Annotated in this window: 17 protein-coding genes; 13 read left to right on the forward strand and 4 right to left on the reverse strand. The window is 70.8% G+C overall.

Features of this window, described 5'->3' with window-relative positions; all coding sequences use genetic code 11:
- Position 1 precedes the first annotated feature (1 nt).
- Positions 2–829 carry a 4'-phosphopantetheinyl transferase family protein gene (locus OHS16_RS21450; protein ID WP_328538847.1) on the forward strand — a complete coding sequence of 276 codons (828 nt, stop codon included), beginning with the start codon at positions 2–4 and terminating at the stop codon, positions 827–829.
- Positions 830–1,035: 206 nt separating this feature from the next.
- On the opposite strand, the gene rpsT is transcribed toward OHS16_RS21450, so the two are convergent.
- Positions 1,036–1,302, reverse strand: a complete 267-nt coding sequence (rpsT, locus tag OHS16_RS21455) for a 30S ribosomal protein S20 (RefSeq protein WP_328538848.1) — start codon at positions 1,300–1,302, stop codon at positions 1,036–1,038.
- A 229-nt stretch (positions 1,303–1,531) separates the two neighbouring features.
- Between rpsT and lepA the strand changes: the two genes are divergently transcribed.
- The 3 genes from lepA to hemW all read left to right on the forward strand — a co-directional run bounded on the left by lepA (position 1,532) and on the right by hemW (position 6,886).
- A complete protein-coding gene (gene lepA, locus OHS16_RS21460; RefSeq protein WP_328538849.1) occupies positions 1,532–3,406 on the forward strand; it encodes a translation elongation factor 4 in 1,875 nt (624 codons plus the stop codon).
- Positions 3,407–3,649: 243 nt separating this feature from the next.
- Entirely contained in the window at positions 3,650–5,530 is a 1,881-nt protein-coding gene (locus OHS16_RS21465; protein ID WP_328538850.1) for an AMP-dependent synthetase/ligase, read from the forward strand.
- A 123-nt stretch (positions 5,531–5,653) separates the two neighbouring features.
- A complete protein-coding gene (gene hemW, locus OHS16_RS21470; RefSeq protein WP_328538851.1) occupies positions 5,654–6,886 on the forward strand; it encodes a radical SAM family heme chaperone HemW in 1,233 nt (410 codons plus the stop codon).
- A 141-nt stretch (positions 6,887–7,027) separates the two neighbouring features.
- Here the strand turns inward: hemW and OHS16_RS21475 are convergent, their stop codons facing one another.
- Positions 7,028–7,843: a DUF3097 domain-containing protein gene (locus OHS16_RS21475; RefSeq protein ID WP_328538852.1), complete on the reverse strand. Its 816-nt coding sequence runs from the start codon at positions 7,841–7,843 to the stop codon at positions 7,028–7,030.
- A gap of 10 nt (positions 7,844–7,853) precedes the next feature.
- Complete coding sequence (locus OHS16_RS21480; protein ID WP_328538853.1) at positions 7,854–8,582, reverse strand: MBL fold metallo-hydrolase; 729 nt, start codon at positions 8,580–8,582, stop codon at positions 7,854–7,856.
- A 162-nt stretch (positions 8,583–8,744) separates the two neighbouring features.
- Here OHS16_RS21480 and hrcA point away from each other — a divergent pair, with 162 nt between their 5' ends.
- From hrcA to OHS16_RS21525, 9 genes are all read left to right on the forward strand, one after another.
- The gene (gene hrcA, locus OHS16_RS21485; protein WP_328538854.1) at positions 8,745–9,755 is read left to right on the forward strand and encodes a heat-inducible transcriptional repressor HrcA; all 1,011 of its coding nucleotides are present in this window, start codon (positions 8,745–8,747) and stop codon (positions 9,753–9,755) included.
- Positions 9,756–10,892, forward strand: a complete 1,137-nt coding sequence (gene dnaJ, locus OHS16_RS21490) for a molecular chaperone DnaJ (RefSeq protein WP_328538855.1) — start codon at positions 9,756–9,758, stop codon at positions 10,890–10,892. It begins immediately after the preceding gene.
- A 67-nt stretch (positions 10,893–10,959) separates the two neighbouring features.
- Positions 10,960–12,033, forward strand: coding sequence for a nitronate monooxygenase (locus OHS16_RS21495; protein WP_328538856.1), 1,074 nt, complete (start codon positions 10,960–10,962; stop codon positions 12,031–12,033).
- Entirely contained in the window at positions 12,030–12,788 is a 759-nt protein-coding gene (locus OHS16_RS21500) for a 16S rRNA (uracil(1498)-N(3))-methyltransferase (RefSeq protein WP_328538857.1), read from the forward strand. Before OHS16_RS21495 ends, OHS16_RS21500 begins: the two co-directional genes overlap by 4 nt.
- Before the next feature lie 228 nt (positions 12,789–13,016).
- Positions 13,017–13,532 carry a hypothetical protein gene (locus OHS16_RS21505; protein ID WP_328538858.1) on the forward strand — a complete coding sequence of 172 codons (516 nt, stop codon included), beginning with the start codon at positions 13,017–13,019 and terminating at the stop codon, positions 13,530–13,532.
- A 244-nt stretch (positions 13,533–13,776) separates the two neighbouring features.
- Positions 13,777–17,019 (forward strand): S41 family peptidase, encoded by a 3,243-nt coding sequence (locus OHS16_RS21510; protein WP_328538859.1) that lies wholly within the window; start codon positions 13,777–13,779, stop codon positions 17,017–17,019.
- A 113-nt stretch (positions 17,020–17,132) separates the two neighbouring features.
- On the forward strand, positions 17,133–17,492 hold the full coding sequence (locus OHS16_RS21515; protein WP_328538860.1) for a histidine triad nucleotide-binding protein: 360 nt from the start codon (positions 17,133–17,135) through the stop codon (positions 17,490–17,492).
- Positions 17,493–17,497: 5 nt separating this feature from the next.
- A complete protein-coding gene (locus OHS16_RS21520) occupies positions 17,498–18,418 on the forward strand; it encodes a ribonuclease Z (protein ID WP_328538861.1) in 921 nt (306 codons plus the stop codon).
- 29 nt (positions 18,419–18,447) lie between these two features.
- Positions 18,448–19,488: an adenosine deaminase gene (locus OHS16_RS21525; protein WP_328538862.1), complete on the forward strand. Its 1,041-nt coding sequence runs from the start codon at positions 18,448–18,450 to the stop codon at positions 19,486–19,488.
- 10 nt (positions 19,489–19,498) lie between these two features.
- On the opposite strand, the gene OHS16_RS21530 is transcribed toward OHS16_RS21525, so the two are convergent.
- Positions 19,499–20,281, reverse strand: a complete 783-nt coding sequence (locus tag OHS16_RS21530) for an IclR family transcriptional regulator (RefSeq protein ID WP_328538863.1) — start codon at positions 20,279–20,281, stop codon at positions 19,499–19,501.
- Positions 20,282–20,308 lie beyond the last annotated feature (27 nt).

Below are 20,308 nucleotides of genomic sequence, written 5' to 3' on the forward strand. Positions count from 1 at the left end.
CATGAAGAGGACGGGCATCGCCGAACCCCTTCTGATGCCCGGCCCGGACAGCCACTGGAGCCGGGTGAGGCAGTCCATGGCCTGGCACGGCCATGTCGTGGTGCACGCGAACTGGCGCGACTGGCTGCCCGCCACCCTCGCCGACCCCCAGCTGCGCCCGCTGCTCGGTGCCCGGGACTGGCAGCGCCTCAACACGCTTCAGGACGCCGAGGCCCGCGAGCGCTTCGCCGCTTCCCGGCTGCTGCTGAAATACACGGCGGGTGCGGCCCTGCAGACCCCGCCGGAGACCGTGGAACTCGCCTCGAAGGCCGGCGGCCGGCCGTTCCTGCGTGGCTGCGACCAGATCGAGGTCAGCCTCAGCCACACACGTGACCTGCTGGTGGTGGGCCTCAACCGGCTCGGCCGGGTGGGTGTCGACACCGAGCTGGCGGACCGGCGTATCCAGTACTCGGCGGTCCAGCGTCATCTCTGCACCCCCGCCGAGCGCCGCTGGCTCGGCGCTCTCGACGCATCGGAGCAGCAGCGCGGGCTGGTCCGCACGTGGACTCTGAAGGAGGCGTACACCAAGGCGCTCGGCCAGGGCATGCGGATGGGCTTCACCCAGTTCGGCTTCGACCCGGACGCCACCGCCCTGCTCACCCCGCAGGGGGAGCCCGCCTCGCACGGCGAGTGGGCCTTTGCCACCTTCGAGATCGACGGCGGCTATCTGGTCGGCGTCGCCTGCCATGACACGGGTCTCAAGGACGAGGGCGACACGGCGGTCTCCACCATGCTCGACGAGGGATTCCTGGGCGAGGTCGTCGACCTCGTCGGCCGTACGGCGCGCTGAGAGCCGGACACCGCCGGCCAGGCCCTCGAGCAGCGCGAAGGCCCCGTTCCGTCCTGGGGAAGGACAGCGAACGGGGCCTTTGTGACGCTTCTGGTGGTGCCGCACCCGCGTGGCGAACGCGTCCGCGTGCGGCACGGTCTTGCTTGCCGGACGGGAGCGGTAGAGAGGGTCCGCTGAATCCCGGCCGGCGGTCGATCGGTGAAGTCTCAGCCCTGGAGGGCGGCAACCTTGTGCGCCAGCGCCGACTTCTTGTTGGCGGCGGCGTTCTTGTGGATGACACCCTTGCTGACGGCCTTGTCGAGCTTCTGGGAGGCCTCGCGAGCGGCCGCGGTGGCCTTCTCGAGGTCGCCGGCCGCAGCGGTCTCACGGGCCTTGCGGATCGCGGTCTTGAGCGAGGACTTGACGGCCTTGTTGCGCAGGCGCGCCTTCTCGTTCGTCTTGTTCCGCTTGATCTGGGACTTGATGTTCGCCACGAAAGAGCCTTTACAGGTTCGATGATTCGATCTTGGGTCGTGTCCTGCCGCCGGATAGGCGACCAGACACAGCTGTCCACGGTACCAGCAGCCCGCCCACGGCCCCAAAACGGGCCCCGGGGGCTACGGGACGGCCCGCGGCCTCCCAGTCATGGGACCATGGTGCCTACGTATCGATCCGCCATCGCCCGAGACGAGACGCCCGCCGTCTCAAGAATCAGGACCCTGCGTGCCCGCGACTCCTACCAACGTGCCCGAGCCGAGCCGTACCGACCCGGCGCTGATCCGCAATTTCTGCATCATCGCGCACATCGACCACGGCAAGTCGACCCTTGCCGACCGGATGCTCCAGCTGACCGGTGTCGTCGACCAGCGGCAGATGCGCGCTCAGTACCTCGACCGTATGGACATCGAGCGCGAGCGCGGCATCACGATCAAGTCCCAGGCGGTCCGGCTGCCCTGGGCGCCCTCCGCGGGAGAGGACAAGGGCACGACCCATGTCCTCAACATGATCGACACCCCGGGTCACGTGGACTTCACCTATGAGGTCTCACGTTCCCTCGCGGCCTGCGAGGGGACCGTCCTGCTGGTCGACGCCGCTCAGGGCATCGAGGCGCAGACCCTCGCCAACCTCTACCTGGCGATGGAGAACGACCTCACCATCGTCCCGGTGCTCAACAAGATCGACCTGCCGGCCGCCCAGCCCGAGAAGTTCTCCGAGGAGCTGGCGAACCTCATCGGCTGCCAGCCGGAGGACGTGCTGAAGGTCTCGGCGAAGACCGGTGTCGGTGTGGACGCGCTGCTCGACCGGGTGGTCAGGGACGTTCCCGCGCCGGTCGGCAATGCCGACGCCCCGGCCCGCGCGATGATCTTCGACTCGGTGTATGACTCCTACCGTGGTGTCGTCACCTATGTACGGGTCATCGACGGTCAGCTCAACAAGCGTGAGCGCATCCGGATGATGTCCACCAACGCCACCCACGAGCTGCTGGAGATCGGTGTCTCGTCCCCCGAGATGACCCCGGCGGACGGTATCGGGGTGGGCGAGGTCGGCTACATCATCACCGGCGTCAAGGACGTCAGGCAGTCCAAGGTCGGTGACACCATCACCTCGCTCCACAAGGGGGCGACCGAGGCACTCGGCGGCTACAAGGACCCCAAGCCGATGGTGTTCTCCGGGCTCTATCCGCTGGACGGCTCGGACTACCCGGACCTGCGGGAGGCCCTGGAGAAGCTCCAGCTCAACGATGCCGCTCTGGTGTACGAGCCGGAGACATCCGCGGCCCTGGGCTTCGGTTTCCGGGTCGGCTTCCTCGGGCTGCTCCACCTCGATGTGGTCCGTGAGCGCCTGGAGCGTGAGTTCAACCTGGAACTCATCGCCACCGCGCCCAACGTGGTCTACCGGGTGGAGATGGAGGACGGCACGGAGCACACCGTCACCAACCCGAGTGAGTTCCCCGAGGGCAAGATCGACAAGGTGCACGAGCCGGTCGTCCGTGCCACGGTCCTCGCCCCCAGCGAGTTCATCGGCGCGATCATGGAGCTCTGCCAGAACCGCCGGGGCACCCTGCTCGGTATGGACTACCTCTCCGAGGACCGGGTCGAGATCCGCTACACCCTGCCGCTCGCCGAGATCGTCTTCGACTTCTTCGACCAGCTGAAGTCCAAGACCCGCGGCTATGCCTCGCTCGACTACGAGCCGACGGGTGAGCAGAGTGCCCAGCTGGTCAAGGTCGACATCCTGCTGCACGGCGACAAGGTCGACGCCTTCTCCGCCGTCACGCACAAGGACAAGGCGTACGCCTACGGCGTGCGGCTGGTCGCCAAGCTCCAGAAGCTCATCCCGCGGCAGAACTTCGAGGTGCCGATCCAGGCGGCCATCGGTGCCCGGGTCATCGCCCGCGAGACCGTCCGCGCCATCCGCAAGGACGTCCTCGCCAAGTGCTACGGCGGTGACATCTCCCGCAAGCGGAAGCTGCTGGAGAAGCAGAAGGAGGGCAAGAAGCGGATGAAGATGGTGGGCAATGTGGAGGTTCCGCAGGAGGCCTTCATCGCTGTGCTGTCCACCGACGAGTCCGGCGGCGAGAGCAAGGCGAAGAAGTAGCCGGGACATAGGCCGGAAGACCGGCCGAGAAGCAGACAGACCGCAGGCCGGGACCGGGTTCCGGAAGGCGTGCGACGGGTCTCCGCGCTTCGGCGCGGGGACCCGTTCGTTATGAAGCGCACGTCCGGCCCCTCTTACGTGGCGGAGAAGGGCGCTCTACTCTGATGCTTAGTTACTCGCCAGTTCAAATACCAGCCACCAGCCAGTCGCGCAGTGCTGCCCGCAGGCCCGGAGGACGACGTCGTGAGCGACACACAGACTTTGATCGATAGCCGGCCGCCCTCCGTGGCGACCCTTTTCACCCAGCGGGTCGCGGAAACCCCGGACGCCGAGGCGTACCGCTTCCCCGTCCCGGCCGCCTCCGGCGACGGACCCGATGAGTGGAAGTCGCTGAGCTGGGGCCAGGCGGCGGAGCGGGTGTACGCCGTCGCCGCCGGTCTGATCGATCTCGGGGTCAGGCCGGAGGAGCGCGTCGCGCTCGCTTCGAGCACCCGGGTCGAGTGGATCCTCGCCGACCTGGGGGTGATGTGCGCGGGGGCGGCCACCACCACGATCTACCCCTCGACGAACGCCGAGGAGTCCGCGTACATCCTCTCCGACTCCGAGAGCCGGGTGCTGATCGCCGAGGACGCCGCGCAGCTGGCCAAGGCGCAGGAGCGGCGGGCGGAGCTGCCCCATCTCACCCATGTGGTGGTGATCGACGCCTCCGGTATCGCCCCGGACGACAGCGGCTGGGTGATCTCGCTCGCCGAGCTCGAGGCCCGCGGCGCGGCCCTCCTGGAGAAGCAGCCCGAAGCGGTGCGGGAGCGGATCGGGGCCATCACGGCCGATCAGCTCGCCACCCTGATCTACACCTCGGGCACCACCGGTAAGCCCAAGGGCGTCAGGCTGCCGCACGACAACTGGTCGTACATGGCCAAGGCCACCGTTTCGACCGGGCTGATCACCAAGGACGACGTCCAGTACCTCTGGCTGCCGCTGGCCCATGTCTTCGGCAAGGTGCTGACCTCCGGCCAGATCGAGGTCGGCCATGTCACCGCGGTCGACGGCCGGGTCGACAAGATCATCGAGAACCTTCCGGTGGTGCAGCCGACCTACATGGCGGCGGTGCCGCGGATCTTCGAGAAGGTCTACAACGGCGTCGCTGCCAAGGCGAGAGCCGGTGGCGGCGCGAAGTACAAGATCTTCCAGTGGGCCGCCGAGGTGGCCCGCGAGCACGCGAAGGTCACCCAGGACAACTTCCGCCGTACCGGCAACGCGACGGCGCCGTTCGCCCTGGCCGCCAAGCACAAGGTCGCGGACACGCTGGTGTTCGCCAAGATCCGTGAGGCGTTCGGCGGACGGCTGCGCGCCTGCGTCTCCGGATCGGCCGCGCTCGCCCCCGACATCGGGTTCTTCTTCGCCGGCGCGGGCATCCACATCCTGGAGGGGTACGGCCTGACGGAGTCCAGCGCCGCGTCCTTCGTCAACCCGGGTGAGGCCTACCGCACCGGCACGGTCGGCAAGCCGCTGCCCGGCACCGAGGTGCGCATCGCCGGCGACGGCGAGGTCATGCTCCGCGGCCCCGGCATCATGGCGGGCTACCACCGGCTGCCGGAGAAGACCGCCGAGGTGCTGGAGTCCGACGGCTGGTTCCACACCGGCGACATCGGCGAACTGTCGGCCGACGGCTACCTGCGGATCACGGACCGCAAGAAGGACCTCATCAAGACGTCGGGCGGCAAGTACATCGCGCCGGCCGAGGTCGAGGGGCAGTTCAAGGCGGTGTGCCCGTTCGTCTCCAACATTCTGGTGCACGGAGCCGACCGCAACTTCTGCACCGCGCTGATCGCGCTCGACGAGCCGACCATCCTGGGCTGGGCCGAGGAGAACGGCCTCGGCGGCAGGACGTACGCCGACGTGGTGGCGTCCAAGGCCGTCGAGTCGCTGATCGAGGGCTATGTCACGCGCCTCAACGAGGGGCTGCAGCGCTGGCAGACGGTCAAGAAGTTCCGGCTGCTGCCCCGCGACCTGGACATCGAGCACGGTGAACTGACACCCAGCCTCAAGCTGAAGCGCCCGGTGGTGGAGCGCGAGTACAAGGCGCTCATCGAGGACATGTACGCGGGTTCGCGCGAGGCCTGACCCGTCGCACGGGCCGTGTTCCGGCCCGGAGGACCGCGGTGGTGGCAGCGGGCCGGCCCTCGGGCCCGGCCCGCTGCCACCACCGCGGGCCGGGAGACCTGCCGGCCGGGTGACAATGGAGGCATGCCTTCCGTACTGCCCGATGGTGAGCCCGTGCCCGACGACGGGGCGCTGCCCGGTCATGCCCTGGCAGGCGCGGGTGAGCGGCCGCTCGGGTTCTATCTGCACGTGCCGTACTGCGCGACGCGCTGCGGCTACTGCGACTTCAACACCTACACCGCGACGGAGCTCCGGAGTTCCGGCGGTGTGGCGGCCTCCCAGGACAGCTACGCGGCGAACCTGATCGACGAGGTGAGGCTGGCCCGCAAGGTGCTCGGCGACGACCCCCGCCCGGTGCGGACGGTGTTCGTCGGCGGCGGCACGCCGACCCTGCTCGACGCCTCCGACCTGGTGCGGATGCTCGGTGCGGTCCGCGATGAGTTCGGTCTTGCCGATGACGCGGAGATCACCACCGAGGCCAACCCGGAGTCCGTCGGCCCGGCCTATCTGGCGGCTCTGCGGGAGGGCGGCTTCAACCGGATCTCGTTCGGGATGCAGAGCGCCCGGCAGCATGTGCTGAAGGTCCTGGACCGTACGCATACGCCCGGCAGGCCCGAGGAATGTGTCGCCGAGGCGCGCGCCGCGGGCTTCGGCCACGTCAATCTCGATCTGATCTACGGCACGCCCGGGGAGTCCGACGACGACTGGCGGGCCTCGCTGGCCGCTGCCGTCGGGGCGGGTCCCGACCACATCTCCGCCTACGCGCTCATTGTCGAGGAGGGCACCGGGCTCGCCCGGCGGATCCGGCGCGGCGAGGTCCCGATGACCGACGACGACGTCCACGCCGACCGCTATCTGATCGCGGACTCCGTGCTGGCCGAGGCGGGCTACTCCTGGTACGAGGTCTCCAACTGGGCGACCACCGACGCGGCGCGCTGTCTCCACAACGAGCTGTACTGGCGGGGGGCGGACTGGTGGGGCGCGGGCCCCGGAGCGCACAGTCATGTGGGCGGCGTGCGCTGGTGGAACGTCAAGCATCCGGGGGCCTACGCCGCGGCCCTGGCTTCCGGCAGGTCTCCGGGGGCCGGCCGCGAGATCCTGCCCGACGAGGACCGCAGGGTGGAACGGATCCTGCTCGAACTGCGGCTGCTCGAGGGGTGCCCGCTCTCCATCCTCGCTCCCGCCGGGCTGGCGGCGGCCCGCCGGGCGCTGGCGGACGGGCTGCTGTCGGCCGGGCCCTTCGAGGAGGGACGGGCCGTGCTGACGCTGCGGGGGCGGCTGTTGGCCGACGCGGTGGTCAGGGACCTGGTGGACTGAGCGCGCGCCCGGGGCCGCAGCGCGACGCCCCGGCCCGGCCGGACCGCGCCGCCGGCCCTGTTCCGGCCCGCCCCTTTCCCGTAGCGATCCGGCGCCGTTGCGGCGTCCTTCCAGGTCCGGAGCCCGCACACTGTTCAGGGTTCAGGCCGGGGCCGTCACGAAGTCGATGAGCTCCTCCACCCGTCCCAGCAGCTCCGGCTCCAGGTCCCGGTAGGACCGCACCCCGGAGAGAATCCGCTGCCAGGCCGCACCGGTGTTCTCCGGCCACCCCAGAGCCCGGCACACGCCCGTCTTCCAGTCCTCACCGCGCGGCACCGCGGGCCACCCCTCGATCCCGGCCGCGGCGGGTTTGACCGCCTCCCAGACGTCGATGAAGGGGTGGCCCACGACCAGCGCGTGGTCGCCTGTGACTTCCGCCGCGATACGGGACTCCTTCGAACCGGGCACCAGATGGTCGACCAGCACCCCGAGCCTGGCGTCCGCCGCCGGTGCGAACTCGGCCACGATCGCGGGGAGATCGTCGATACCGCCCAGATACTCCACGACCACGCCCTCGACCCGCAGGTCGTCGCCCCACACCCGCTCCACCAGTTCCGCGTCGTGGCGGCCCTCCACGTAGATCCGCCCGGCTCGGGCGACCCGGGCCCTGGCTCCGGGGACAGCGACCGAACCCGAGGCCGTGCGGGCGGGGCGCCGCGGCGCCGCCGCGGGCCGTACGAGGGTGACCGGGCGGCCCTCCAGCAGGAAGCCGCGCGGGGGCATCGGGAAGACCCGGTGCTTGCCGAAGCGGTCCTCCAGGGTGACGGTCGGCCCCTCGGCCGTCTTCTCGCACCGGACGACCGCACCGCAGAACCCGGTGGTGACCTCCTCGACGACCAGATCGTGTTCGGCCGCGACCTCGGGGGCAGGCGTCTGCTTCTTCCACGGCGGCGTGAAGTCGGGGCTGTAGCTGCGCATTCCGCAGACGCTACGACACCCGTGAGCGCGCTGCCAGCACATCCCGCTGGGCACGGACGAAGGAGGCGTCCACCACAGCCCCGTGGCCCGGCACGTACAGCGCGTCCTCGCCGCCCAGCGCCAGCAACCGGTCAAGGGCGGCAGGCCACTGCGACAGCACCGCGTCGGGGCCCGCCTGCGGCTCGCCGGACTCCTCGACGAGGTCGCCGCAGAACATCACATCGGGGCTGCCCGGGACGAGGAGCACCAGATCGTGGCCGGTGTGCCCGGGGCCGATGTTCGCCAGGACGACCTGCCGGCCGCCCAGATCGAGGGACAGTTCACCGGAGACGGGATGGTGCGGCCCGACCAGCCGGTCCACCGCCTCGTCGGCCTCGGCCTGCGGGAGACCGTGACGTACCGCGTCGTCGCGCAGCGCGCCCGCGCCGCGGGAGCCGCGGGTGAGGAGCCGGTCCGCACCCACCGCTCCGTACACCCGGGCGCCCGGGAAGGCGGCGGTCCCCAGCACGTGGTCGAAATGCGGGTGGCTCAACGCGATGTGCGTCACTTCCCGGCCCAGCAGCTCCGCCACCCCGGCGCGGATCGCGGAGCCCTCGCCGAGCGACGAGCCGGTGTCGTAGAGCAGTACCGCATCCCGGCCCGCGACCAGTCCGACGGTCGCGTCCCAGCCGGGGAGACGGCGCCGGCCGACATCTGCGGCAAGGTGTTCCCAGCCGGAGTCTTCCCAAGTGACGTCCATACCGAGACGCTATCCGCAAATGGCCCGCAGCGGCGCGATAGCGTGACGGGCCGTGCTTGCCAGGGGTGAACCTCTCCGCCGTACACTGGGAGGTCGCTGGCACTCGAACGCACCGAGTGCCAGGCAGGCCCCGCCGACGATCGACAACTGGAGGTGTGCGCGGTGCTCAGCGAACGCAGACTCGAAGTGTTGCGCGCCATCGTCCAGGACTACGTGGGCACCGAGGAGCCGGTCGGTTCCAAGGCGCTCACCGAGCGGCACCGGCTCGGCGTCTCGCCGGCCACCATCCGCAACGACATGGCCGCCCTGGAGGACGAGGGCTTCATCGCCCAGCCCCACACCAGCGCAGGGCGCATCCCGACGGACAAGGGCTACCGGCTGTTCGTGGACCGGCTCGCGGGCGTCAAGCCCCTCTCGTCGCCCGAGCGGCGCGCCATCCAGAACTTCATGGACGGCGCGGTCGACCTCGACGACGTGGTGGGCCGGACGGTGCGGCTGCTGGCCCAGCTGACCCGGCAGGTCGCCGTCGTGCAGTACCCGTCGCTGACCCGTTCCACGGTCCGGCACGTGGAATTGCTCTCACTTGCCCCCGCCCGGTTGATGCTGGTGCTGATCACGGACACCGGACGGGTTGAGCAACGCATGATCGACTGTCCGGCGCCTTTCGGTGACACGTCGCTGGCGGACCTCAGGGCCCGGCTGAACAGCCGGGTGGTGGGGCGCCGTTTCGCAGATGTGCCCCAACTGGTGCAGGATCTTCCCGAGTCCTTCGACCAGGAGGACAGGGGGACTGTCACGACCGTCCTCTCGACCCTGCTGGAAACCCTGGTCGAGGAGACGGAGGAGCGGCTGATGATCGGCGGAACCGCCAATCTGACCCGCTTCGGACATGACTTCCCGCTGACCATCAGGCCGGTGCTGGAAGCACTCGAGGAGCAGGTCGTGCTCCTCAAACTGCTCGGGGAGGACTCGGGCATGACCGTGAGCATCGGGCATGAGAACGCCCACGAAGGACTGACGTCCACATCGGTCGTCGCCGTCGGCTACGGTTCGGGCGACGAGGCAGTCGCCAAACTCGGCGTGGTCGGACCGACCCGCATGGACTACCCCGGAACGATGGGAGCGGTACGCGCAGTGGCACGTTACGTCGGACAGATCCTGGCGGAGTCGTAAGTGGCCACGGACTACTACGCCGTTCTCGGCGTGCGCCGCGACGCTTCCCAGGACGAGATCAAGAAGGCATTCCGGCGGCTGGCGCGCGAGCTCCACCCGGACGTGAATCCCGATCCCAAGACGCAGGAACGCTTCAAGGAGATCAACGCCGCTTACGAGGTGTTGTCGGACCCGCAGAAGAAGCAGGTCTACGACCTCGGCGGCGACCCGCTGTCACAGGCCGGCGGCGGTGGCGCCGGCGGCTTCGGCGCGGGCGGCTTCGGGAACTTCTCGGACATCATGGACGCCTTCTTCGGAACGGCGTCCCAGCGTGGGCCGAGGTCCAGGACGCGGCGCGGCCAGGACGCGATGATCCGACTGGAGATCGACCTCAACGAGTCGGCCTTCGGCACCACCAAGGACATCCAGGTCGACACCGCTGTGGTCTGCACGACCTGCAGCGGTGAGGGCGCGGCCCCCGGTACGTCGGCGCAGACCTGCGACATGTGCCGCGGCCGCGGCGAGGTCTCGCAGGTCACCCGGTCCTTCCTGGGCCAGGTCATGACATCGCGGCCGTGCCCGCAGTGCCAGGGTTTCGGCACGGTCGTGCCGACTCCCTGCCCGGAGTGCGCGGGCGACGGTCGCATCCGCTCCCGCCGCACGCTCACGGTCAAGATCCCGGCCGGGGTCGACAACGGCACCCGGATCCAGCTCGCGGGTGAGGGCGAGGTCGGCCCGGGCGGCGGTCCCGCCGGCGATCTCTACGTCGAGATCCACGAGTTGCCGCACGCGGTCTTCCAGCGGCGCGGAGACGATCTGCACTGCACGGTGACCGTTCCCATGACGGCAGCCGCTCTCGGCACCAAGGTGCCGCTGGAGACGCTGGACGCACTGGAGGAGGTCGACATCCGGCCGGGCACCCAGTCCGGCCAGTCGATTCCGATGCACCAGCGCGGCATCACGCATCTGCGTGGTGGCGGCCGGGGTGACCTGATCGTGCACGTCGAGGTGCTGACCCCGTCGAAGCTCGACCCCGAGCAGGAGCGGATACTGCGGGAGTTCGCCAAGCTGCGCGGCGAGGAACGGCCCACCGGGCAGTTCCAGCCGGGTCAGCAGGGCCTGTTCTCCCGGCTGAAGGACGCGTTCAACGGGCGGTAGCCGTCCGGTCCCGCGGACCGCGGGACATCGGTTCGATACGGTGCGGAGGACGTGACACGATGCAGTCATGTCCTCCGCACTCGCCGATCTCTGCCGGTATCCGATCGTGCAGGCCCCCATGGCGGGCGGTGCTTCGGGCCCGCAGCTCGCCGCGGCCGTCAGCGAGGCGGGCGGCCTCGGATTTCTCGCCGCCGGGTACAAGACCGCCGACGGCATGTACGAGGAGATCAAACAGCTGCGCGGTCTCACCGGACTGCCCTTCGGGGTGAATCTCTTCATGCCGCAGCCGGAGAGCGCCGACCCCTCCGCCGTCGAGGTCTACGGCCATCAGCTCGCCGGTGAGGCGACCTGGTACGAAACCTCGCTCGGGGACGCGCTCGGCAGCTCGGACGACGGTTACGAGGCCAAGCTCGCCATACTGCTGGACGACCCCGTACCGGTTGTCTCCTTCACCTTCGGATGCCCGTCGCGCGATGTCCTCGACGCCTTCGACCGGGTCAACACCTTCACGATTGTCACCGTCACCACCCCCGAAGAGGCCCAGGCCGCCCAGTGGTGCGGTGCCGACGCTGTCTGCGTCCAGGGTGTGGAGGCCGGCGGGCACCAGGGCACCCACCGCGACGACCCGCAGACCGACGGGACGGGGATCGGGCTGCTCGCACTGATCACCCTGGTGCGGGAGACCGTTCAGCTGCCCGTCATCGCGACCGGGGGCCTGATGCGCGGCTCCCAGGTCGCCGCGGTGCTCGCGGCGGGCGCGGACGCGGCGCAGCTCGGCACCGCGTTCGTGGCGTGCCCCGAGTCCGGAGCCCATGTGCTGCACAAGCAGGCACTGACCAATCCGCTGTTCGTGCGGACGGCGCTCACCCGGGCGTTCTCCGGCCGCCCGGCCCGGGGGCTGGTCAACCGTTTCATGCGCGAGCACGGTCCGTACGCGCCCGCCGCCTATCCGCAGGTGCACCACCTCACCGCGGGACTGCGCAAGGCCGCGGCCGGGGTGGGCGATGCCCAGGGCATGGCGCTGTGGGCCGGACAGGGGCACCGGCTGGCCCGTGACCTGCCGGCCGGCCGGCTGGTCGACGTGCTGGTCGCCGAACTGGAGGCGGCGCGCGCCGCGTCGGCGGAGCGGGGCAGGCCGTGACCGCCCCTGTCTTCGTCGCGGAGGACCTCGGCAGTGCCGGACCGGGCCCCGGCGGCACCTTCGTACTGCAGGGCCCCGAGGGCAGGCACGCGGTGTCCGTGAAGAGGCTGCGGGCGGGCGAGGACATCGTGCTGACCGACGGCCGCGGCCGGTGGGCGGACTGCGTGGTCCTGGCGGCCGAGGGCAAGGACCGTCTGGTCGTGGAACTCGGCACCCGGCACGAGGAGCCGCCGCCCGTGCCGAGGATCACCGTCGTCCAGGCACTCCCCAAGGGGGACCGCGGCGAGGTCGCGGTCGAGACGATGACGGAGACCGGCGTCGACACGATCGTGCCCTGGCAGGCCGCCCGCTGCATCACCCAGTGGCGGGGCGAGCGGGGCGCCAAGTCCCTTGCCAAATGGCGCAGTACGGCCAGGGAGTCCGGCAAGCAGTCGCGCCGGACGCGCTTCCCCGAGGTCGCGGACGCGGCGAGCACCAAACAGGTTGCCGCACTTCTGGCCGAAGCGGACTTCGCCGCTGTCCTGCACGAGGACCGGGACTACGGGAGCGCCCCACTGGCCGCGGTGGAGCTGCCTTCCGCGGGGGAGATCGTGCTGGTCGTCGGCCCCGAAGGGGGAGTGTCCCCGGAGGAACTGGCGGTCTTCGCGGATGCGGGGGCGAGGACCAGCCGGCTGGGCGCGAGTGTGCTCAGGACATCCACCGCGGGGACCGCAGCGGCAGCGCTCCTGCTGGGGCGTACCGGGCGCTGGGGGTAGTGCACTTCGCGCCCCCGGTGCGCAGGCGGGCGTTGTCCGTCCATTGATGAGCGGGCAGCGGGAGTGCGTGCCGGGTGTCGCGACGGGGCGAAGGTCGCCCATAGCGCCCCCGGGAGCCGGGCGTTACGGAGGAACGCGGCTGTTTTCCCCTCGCCCACCCGGGTGATGTGGCCGCAAGACACCTACCGGCTCACCCGCGCCGGTGGGACCCTGCCCTTCATGGGGGCAATGAGACGAGCACACTACGGGCCGGTTTTCGCGGCCGCCGCCGCTGCCGCGGCTGTCGCCGGCGTCACCGCCTGCGACCCGGTCGGCGGACTGGACACCGCTTCGGTCGCCTACACGACCGACCGCACCGCGACGAGCGCCCTGGAACACCACGGTGTGGGGGTCCAGTGGCTGAGCTGTACCGCCGACGACGGGAAGGCCGACTACGGGCACACCAGGGTGACGCCCTCGCCGTCCGCCTCCGCGCGGAGTGTGGCGAAGGTCGACTGCCAGGGCAGGACGAAGAACGGCAAGGACATCACCGTCAAGGGCAAGGTGACCAAGGCGGTCGACGGCCGGTGTGTGCGTGGGGACCTGACGGGCCGGGTAGGTGGCGAACTCGCCTTCCGGGCAACACTTCTGGGCAACTGCGACGCCGCCCCGACGAGCAGCGGGGCGAACCCGCCGGGCACAGGAGGCGGGGCCCGGCCGACGGTCACCGTCACGGTGACGGTGACGCAGTACCCGGGCAAGTGACCACCCGCCCGGCCGGCCGGGGGCGCTCCCGGGAGAACCGCAACTCCGGCTCCGACGGCCGGATGACGGCCTGAGGGCTGTCCCGTCGTCCGTGGCGGGCGCAGGACGGCAGCGACGCCGTCCCGCCGCATCGGGAGCACCCGAATACGCCACGTATGCGGATGTTCCGCCGCCTTGCGATGCACCGCATCCGGCGCCGTACGTAATCCACCAGGGACTACGGACAGCCCTTAGGGTGATCCATGTGACGCAGCCTGCTTATCTCCGGTTTCCGCATATCCAGGGCGAATTGATTGCCTTCACCGCAGAGGACGACGTCTGGATGGCCCCGCTCGGCGGCGGCCGCGCCTGGCGTGTCAGCGCCGACAACCGGCCCGTCGACCATCCACGGATATCTCCCGACGGCCGGTGGGTGGCCTGGACGTCCACCCGGGACGGGGCGCCCGAAGTGCATCTCGCGCCGGCCGATGGCGGCCCTTCGAAGCGCCTGACCTACTGGGGTGACGCCAGGACATCCGTCCGCGGCTGGACGCCGGAGGGCGAGGTGCTGGCCATCAGCACCTACGGCCAGGCCTCGTTGCGCCGCAGCTGGGCGCGGGCCGTGCCGGTCGACGGAGGTCCGGCGAGGACCCTGCCGTACGGCCCTGTCGGCTCCCTCGCGTACGGGCCCGGCGGGCGGGTGCTGCTGCTCTCGGCCACCATGGGGCGCGAGGCCGCCCACTGGAAGCGCTACCGGGGCGGCACCGCGGGCAAGTTGTGGACCGGGGAGGCCGGGGGCGACTTCGTACGGCTCCACCAGGACATCGAAGGGAACATCGAGTGCCCGATGTGGGTGGGGGAGGACGCATCGGACGCCGGAGCGCGGGGGACGGCGCCGGGGAGGGTGGCATTCCTCTCCGACCACGAGCGGGTCGGCGCGCTGTACTCGTCCCGCCCGGACGGCTCGGATCTGCGCCGCCACAGCGGAGTTGACGGGTTCTACGCCCGCCAGGCGGCCACCGACGGGGCCCGTGTGGTGTACGCATCCGCGGGTGAGCTGTGGATCGTCGACGACCTCGAGGGGGCCGAGCCGCGCCGGCTGGACATCAGGCCCGGCGGACAGCGGGCCGATCTGCAGCCGCACCCCGTGAGCGGCGTGCACCGCATCGGTGCGGTGTCCCCGGACCGCACGGGCCGGGGCAGCGCCGTCGAGTCCAGGGGTGCCGTCCACTGGGTCACCCACCGGGAGGGCCCGGCACGCGCGCTGGCCACCGAGCCGGGGGTACGCGCCCGGCTGCCGCGCACCTTCAGGTCCGAGGGCACCGAGCACGTCGTCTGGGTCACCGACGCCGAGGGCGAGGACGCCCTGGAGTGCGCGCCCGCCACCGGCGCCGCCCCGGAAGCCGCGCCCCGCCGACTCGCCCAGGGACGTATCGGCCGGGTCCTGAGTCTGGCGGCCGCCCCCGACGGCAGCCGCTTCGCGGTCGCCGCGCACGACGGGCGGGTGCTGATCGTCGAGCGGGAGTCCGGCGACGTGCACGAGGTCGACCGCAGTGCTGACGGCGACGCATCGGGGCTGGTCTTCTCTCCCGACTCGGCCTGGCTCGCCTGGTCGCACCCCGGTCCGCAGCCGCTGCGTCAGCTGAAGCTCGCGCACCTCGCGGACCTCTCCGTCGCCGAGGCGACACCGCTGCGCTTCCGGGACTTCCAGCCCGCGTTCACCACCGACGGCAAGCACCTCGCCTTCCTCTCCGAGCGGGCCTTCGACCCGATCTATGACGCACACGTCTTCGACCTGGCGTTCATCGGCGCCTGCCGTCCGCATCTGCTGACGCTCGCCGCCACCACGCCTTCGCCGTTCGGCCCGCAGCGCCACGGCCGTGCCGCCGAGAAGGACAGGGACGCCGACGAGCACGACGCACCCAGCGCACTGCCGGTCACCCGTATCGACCTCGAAGGGCTCGCCGACCGGATCGTGCCGCTGCCCGTGGAGGCGGCGAGCTACTCCACGCTGCGTGCCGCCAAGGACGGCCTGCTCTGGCTGCGCCATCCGCTGCGCGGAGTCCTGGGCACGACCAGGGCCACCCCTGACGCACCCTGGCCGCGCACGGTGCTGGAGCGGTACGACCTGGAGAAGCTGCGCAGCGAGGAGATCGCGTCCGACGCCGATCACTTCGAGGTGAGCGGCGACGGCAAACGGCTGGTGCTGCAGACGGAGGGCTCGCTGCGCGTCGTCCCGTCCGACAGCCGGGCCCCGTCCTCCGACGACGAGGACTCCGACAGCAGCATCACCGTCGACCTCGCCCGTATCCGCCGCACCCTCGACCCGGCGGCCGAATGGCGGCAGATGTACGACGAGAACGGCCGCATCGCACGTGACAACTTCTGGCTGCCGGACATGGGGGGCATCGACTGGGACGGGGTGCTGGCCCGCTACCGGCCGATCCTGGAGCGCATCGCCACCCATGACGACCTGGTCGACCTGCTGTGGGAGGTGCAGGGCGAGCTGGGTACCTCGCACGCCTACGTGACACCGCCGGCCGGCTGGCGCGACGATTCGGCCCGCCAGGGGCTGCTGGGCGCGGACATCTCCCGAGGCTCCGACGGCCGTTGGCACATCGACCGGATCCTTCCCGCGGAGACATCCGATCCGCGTGCGCGGGCCCCGCTCGGCGCGCCCGGGGTGGCGATGCGCGCCGGAGACGCGGTCCTGGCCGTCGACGGCCGGCCCGTCGACCCGGTCGCCGGCCCGGGACCGCTGCTCACCGGCTCGGCGGACAGGCCGGTCGAGCTCACGGTCGCACCGGTCGACGGCGGTGACCCGCGCCATGTGGTGGTCGTCCCGACGGGTGACGAGGAGCCGCTGCGCTATCACGACTGGGTGGCCGGACGACGGGCGTACGTCCATGAACACTCCGGTGGCCGCATCGGCTATCTGCACGTCCCCGACATGGTCGGCAACGGATGGGCCCAGCTGCACCGTGATCTGCGGGTGGAGGTGGCCAGGGACGGCTTGGTGGTGGACGTCCGGGAGAACCGCGGCGGTCATACCTCGCAGCTGGTCGTGGAGAAGCTGGCCCGCCGGATCGTGGGCTGGGACCTCCCGCGCGGTATGACCCCGTACAGCTACCCGGGAGACGCGCCGCGAGGCCCCGTGGTCGCCGTGGCCAACGAGTTCTCGGGTTCGGACGGGGACATCGTCAACGCCGCGATCAAGGCGCTGGGCATCGGCCCCGTGGTGGGCACCCGGACCTGGGGCGGCGTCGTCGGCATCGACAGCCGGTACCGCCTCGTCGACGGGACGCTGGTGACCCAGCCCAAGTACGCCTTCTGGCTCGAGGGCTACGGCTGGGGTGTCGAGAACCACGGTGTGGACCCGGATGTCGAAGTGGCGCAGGCGCCGCAGGACCATGCGGCGGGGCGGGACCCCCAGTTGGACGAGGCGATCCGGATCGCACTCGCGGCGCTGGCGGAGAACCCGGCGAAGACCCCGCCCCCGCTGCCGTAACCCCGGCCGGGGGGTGCGGCCTGGTGACGCCCCCCCGAGCCCTCCGTGCCGCCACCGGCCTCCCGGCTAGCATGGGCACGTACTGATCAACACGACCACCGAGGAGTCGCCGCATGGCGGGAGAACCGCAGTCCGACTGCCTGTTCTGCAAGATCGTCTCGGGGGACATCCCGGCGACCGTCGTCCGCGAGAGCGAAACGACCGTGGCCTTCCGCGACATAAATCCCCAGGCCCCCTCGCACGTCCTGGTGATTCCCCGGGTGCACTACCCGGACGCGGCCTCCCTCGCCGCCGCCGAACCGCGGATCGCCGCGGACGTGCTGGAGGAGGCAGGCCGGGTCGCCGCGGACGAGAAGGTGGACGGCACGGGCTACCGCGTCGTCTTCAACACGGGGTCGGGTGCCGGTCAGACGGTGTTCCACGCGCACGCCCATGTGCTGGGCGGCCGCGGTCTCAACTGGCCCCCCGGATAGCTGCGTTGTCCGTACGCGAACTGGTGGTGCTGGGGACCGCGAGCCAGGTGCCCACCCGGCACCGCAACCACAACGGGTATCTGCTGCGGTGGGACGGCGAGGGCATCCTCTTCGATCCGGGCGAGGGCACCCAGCGCCAGATGCTGCACGCCGGCGTCGCCGCGCACGACATCAACCGGATCTGTGTGACGCACTTTCACGGCGATCACTCGCTGGGCCTGGCCGGGGTGATCCAGCGGATCAGTCTGGACCGGGTCCCGCACCGGATCACCGCCCACTACCCGTCGAGCGGACAGCACTTCTTCGACCGGCTGCGTCACGCCACCGCGTACCGGGAGACGGCCGAGCTGGCGCAGCTGCCGGCCACCGGCGACGGCGGGGTGCTGGCCGAGACCTCTGGATACACCCTGGAGGCGCACCGGCTCTCGCACCCCGTCGAGGCGTACGGCTACCGGCTGACCGAACCCGACGCGCGGCGGATGCTGCCCGAGAAACTGGCCGCGCACTCGGTGACCGGGCCGGCCATCGGCCGGCTCCAGCGGGAGGGCGAGGCCGACGGCGTCACCCTCGACCAGGTCAGTGAAGTGCGGCGCGGGCAGCGGTTCGCGTTCGTCATGGACACCCGGCTGTGCGACGGTGTGTACCGTCTCGCCGAGGGCTGCGATCTGCTGGTCATCGAGTCGACCTTCCTCGACGAGGACGAACAGCTGGCCGCCGACCACGGCCATCTGACCGCCGGCCAGGCGGCCCGGGTGGCGCGGGACGCGGGCGTCCGGCATCTCGTACTGACCCACTTCTCCCAGCGGTACCCCGACCCCGATGAATTCGGGCGGCAGGCGCGCGCCGCCGGATTCGACGGGGAGCTGACCATCGCCGCCGATCTCATGCGTGTCCCCGTCCCCACCCGGCACATCCCCGCAACCTGAACCCTCATCGAGCTGAGCGAGATCCCCCCATGCACCACCTCCCTGACCGCCTTCCTGTGCACCGCCTGCCCAAGGCCGAACTCCATCTGCACATCGAAGGCACGCTGGAACCCGAGCTCGCCTTCGCACTCGCCGCCCGCAACGGCGTCGAGCTGCCCTACCCGGACACCGAATCGCTGCGCAAGGCCTATCTCTTCAGCGATCTGCAGTCGTTCCTCGACCTGTACTACGGGCTGATGGCCGTGCTGCGCACCGCCGAGGACTTCGAGGAGCTCACCGACGCCTATCTGGCGCGCGCGGCCGCCCAGGGGGTACGCCACGCGGAGATCTTCTTCGACCCGCAGGCGCACTCGGCACGCGGGGTGGAGTTCGCGACGGTGGCGGAGGGGATCTCGCGGGCGCTCGAGCGCAGCGAGGAGCGGCACGGAATCTCCACCCGGCTCATCATGTGCTTCCTGCGGGACAGCTCGGCCGACTCGGCGCTGCGGACGCTGGAGGCCGCCCAGCCGCATCTGCACCGGATCGCGGCGGTCGGTCTCGACTCGGCCGAGGTCGGGCACCCGCCGTCGAAATTCCGTGAGGTGTACGAGGCGGCCGGTGCGCTCGGGCTGCGCAAGGTCGCGCACGCGGGCGAGGAGGGGCCGCCCGCGTACGTCTGGGAGGCGCTGGACATCCTCGGGGTGGAGCGCATCGACCACGGCCTGCGGTCGATCGAGGACCCGGCGCTGGTGGAGCGGCTGGTGCGGGACAGGGTGCCGCTGACGCTGTGCCCGCTGTCGAACGTGAGGCTCCGTGCGGTGGACACCCTGGAGGAGCACCCGCTGCGGCGGATGATGGACGCCGGGCTGCTCTGCACCGTCAACTCCGACGACCCGGCGTATTTCGGCGGCTATGCGGGCGACACCTTCCACGCCGTGCACGAGGCGCTGGGGCTCGGCCGCGAGGAGCTGCGGACCCTGGCCCGCAATTCCTTCCTGGCCGCCTTCCTGGACGACGACGAGGACCGCAGGGCGCGTTACCTGGCCGAGGTGGAGGAGTACGACTTCGACGCCGATCTCGACCTGGGCTGACCGCGGCGGCTCAGCGCCAGTCGGGCGCGCCCGGCAGCGCTGGAACCGCCGTCTCGATCTTCTCCCTTACCTCGCGCATCGTCGCGACGATCTGCCGCTCGTGCTCGTCCGTCATCCGGGCGACCGGCACCGAGCAGCTGATCGCGTCGACAGCGGGACGGTCGTAACGCAGCACGAAGCCGAAGCCGACGATGCCGGAGACCCCCTCCTCGCGGTCGATCGAGTAACCCCGCTCGCGCACCCGCAGCAGATCGGCGGCGAGCGACGCCCGGTCGGGGAGGGTGTTCGGGGTGAAGCGTTCGAGATCGCCGTCCGGCAGCGCGCTCTCGTCCCGTTCGGCGAGCAGGGCCTTGCCCAGCGCGCCGACGTGCGCGGGCAGCCTGCGGCCGACGCGGCTGAGGGTACGCACATACTCGTGCGACTCGCGGGTGGCGAGGTAGACGATGTCACCGCGGTCGAACCGGCCCATGTGGATGGTTTCGCCCAGCGCCGCTGACGCCTCGTCCAGATACGGCTTCGCCACCCGCACCCGGGGATCGGTGTCGAGATAGCTGGTGCCGGTCAGCAGGGCGCGGATGCCGATACCGTAGAGCGATCCGGTCGCATCGGTACGGACCCAGCCGCGGTCGATGAGGGTCTGCAGCAGCGCGTACATGGAGCTGCGGGGCACGCCCAGCTCCTCGGCGAGTTCGAGCAGCCTGGCCGGCCGGTCGCCCCGTGCGGCCAGCACTTCGAGCAGCTCGACGGTGCGACCCGCCGACTTCACCTCGCGTACCCCTCCGGTCTCTGGCATGCGCAGATCCTAAGACGTCGCGCGGGC

The organism is Streptomyces sp. NBC_00344 (assembly GCF_036088315.1).
Taxonomy (GTDB): Bacteria; Actinomycetota; Actinomycetes; order Streptomycetales; family Streptomycetaceae; genus Streptomyces.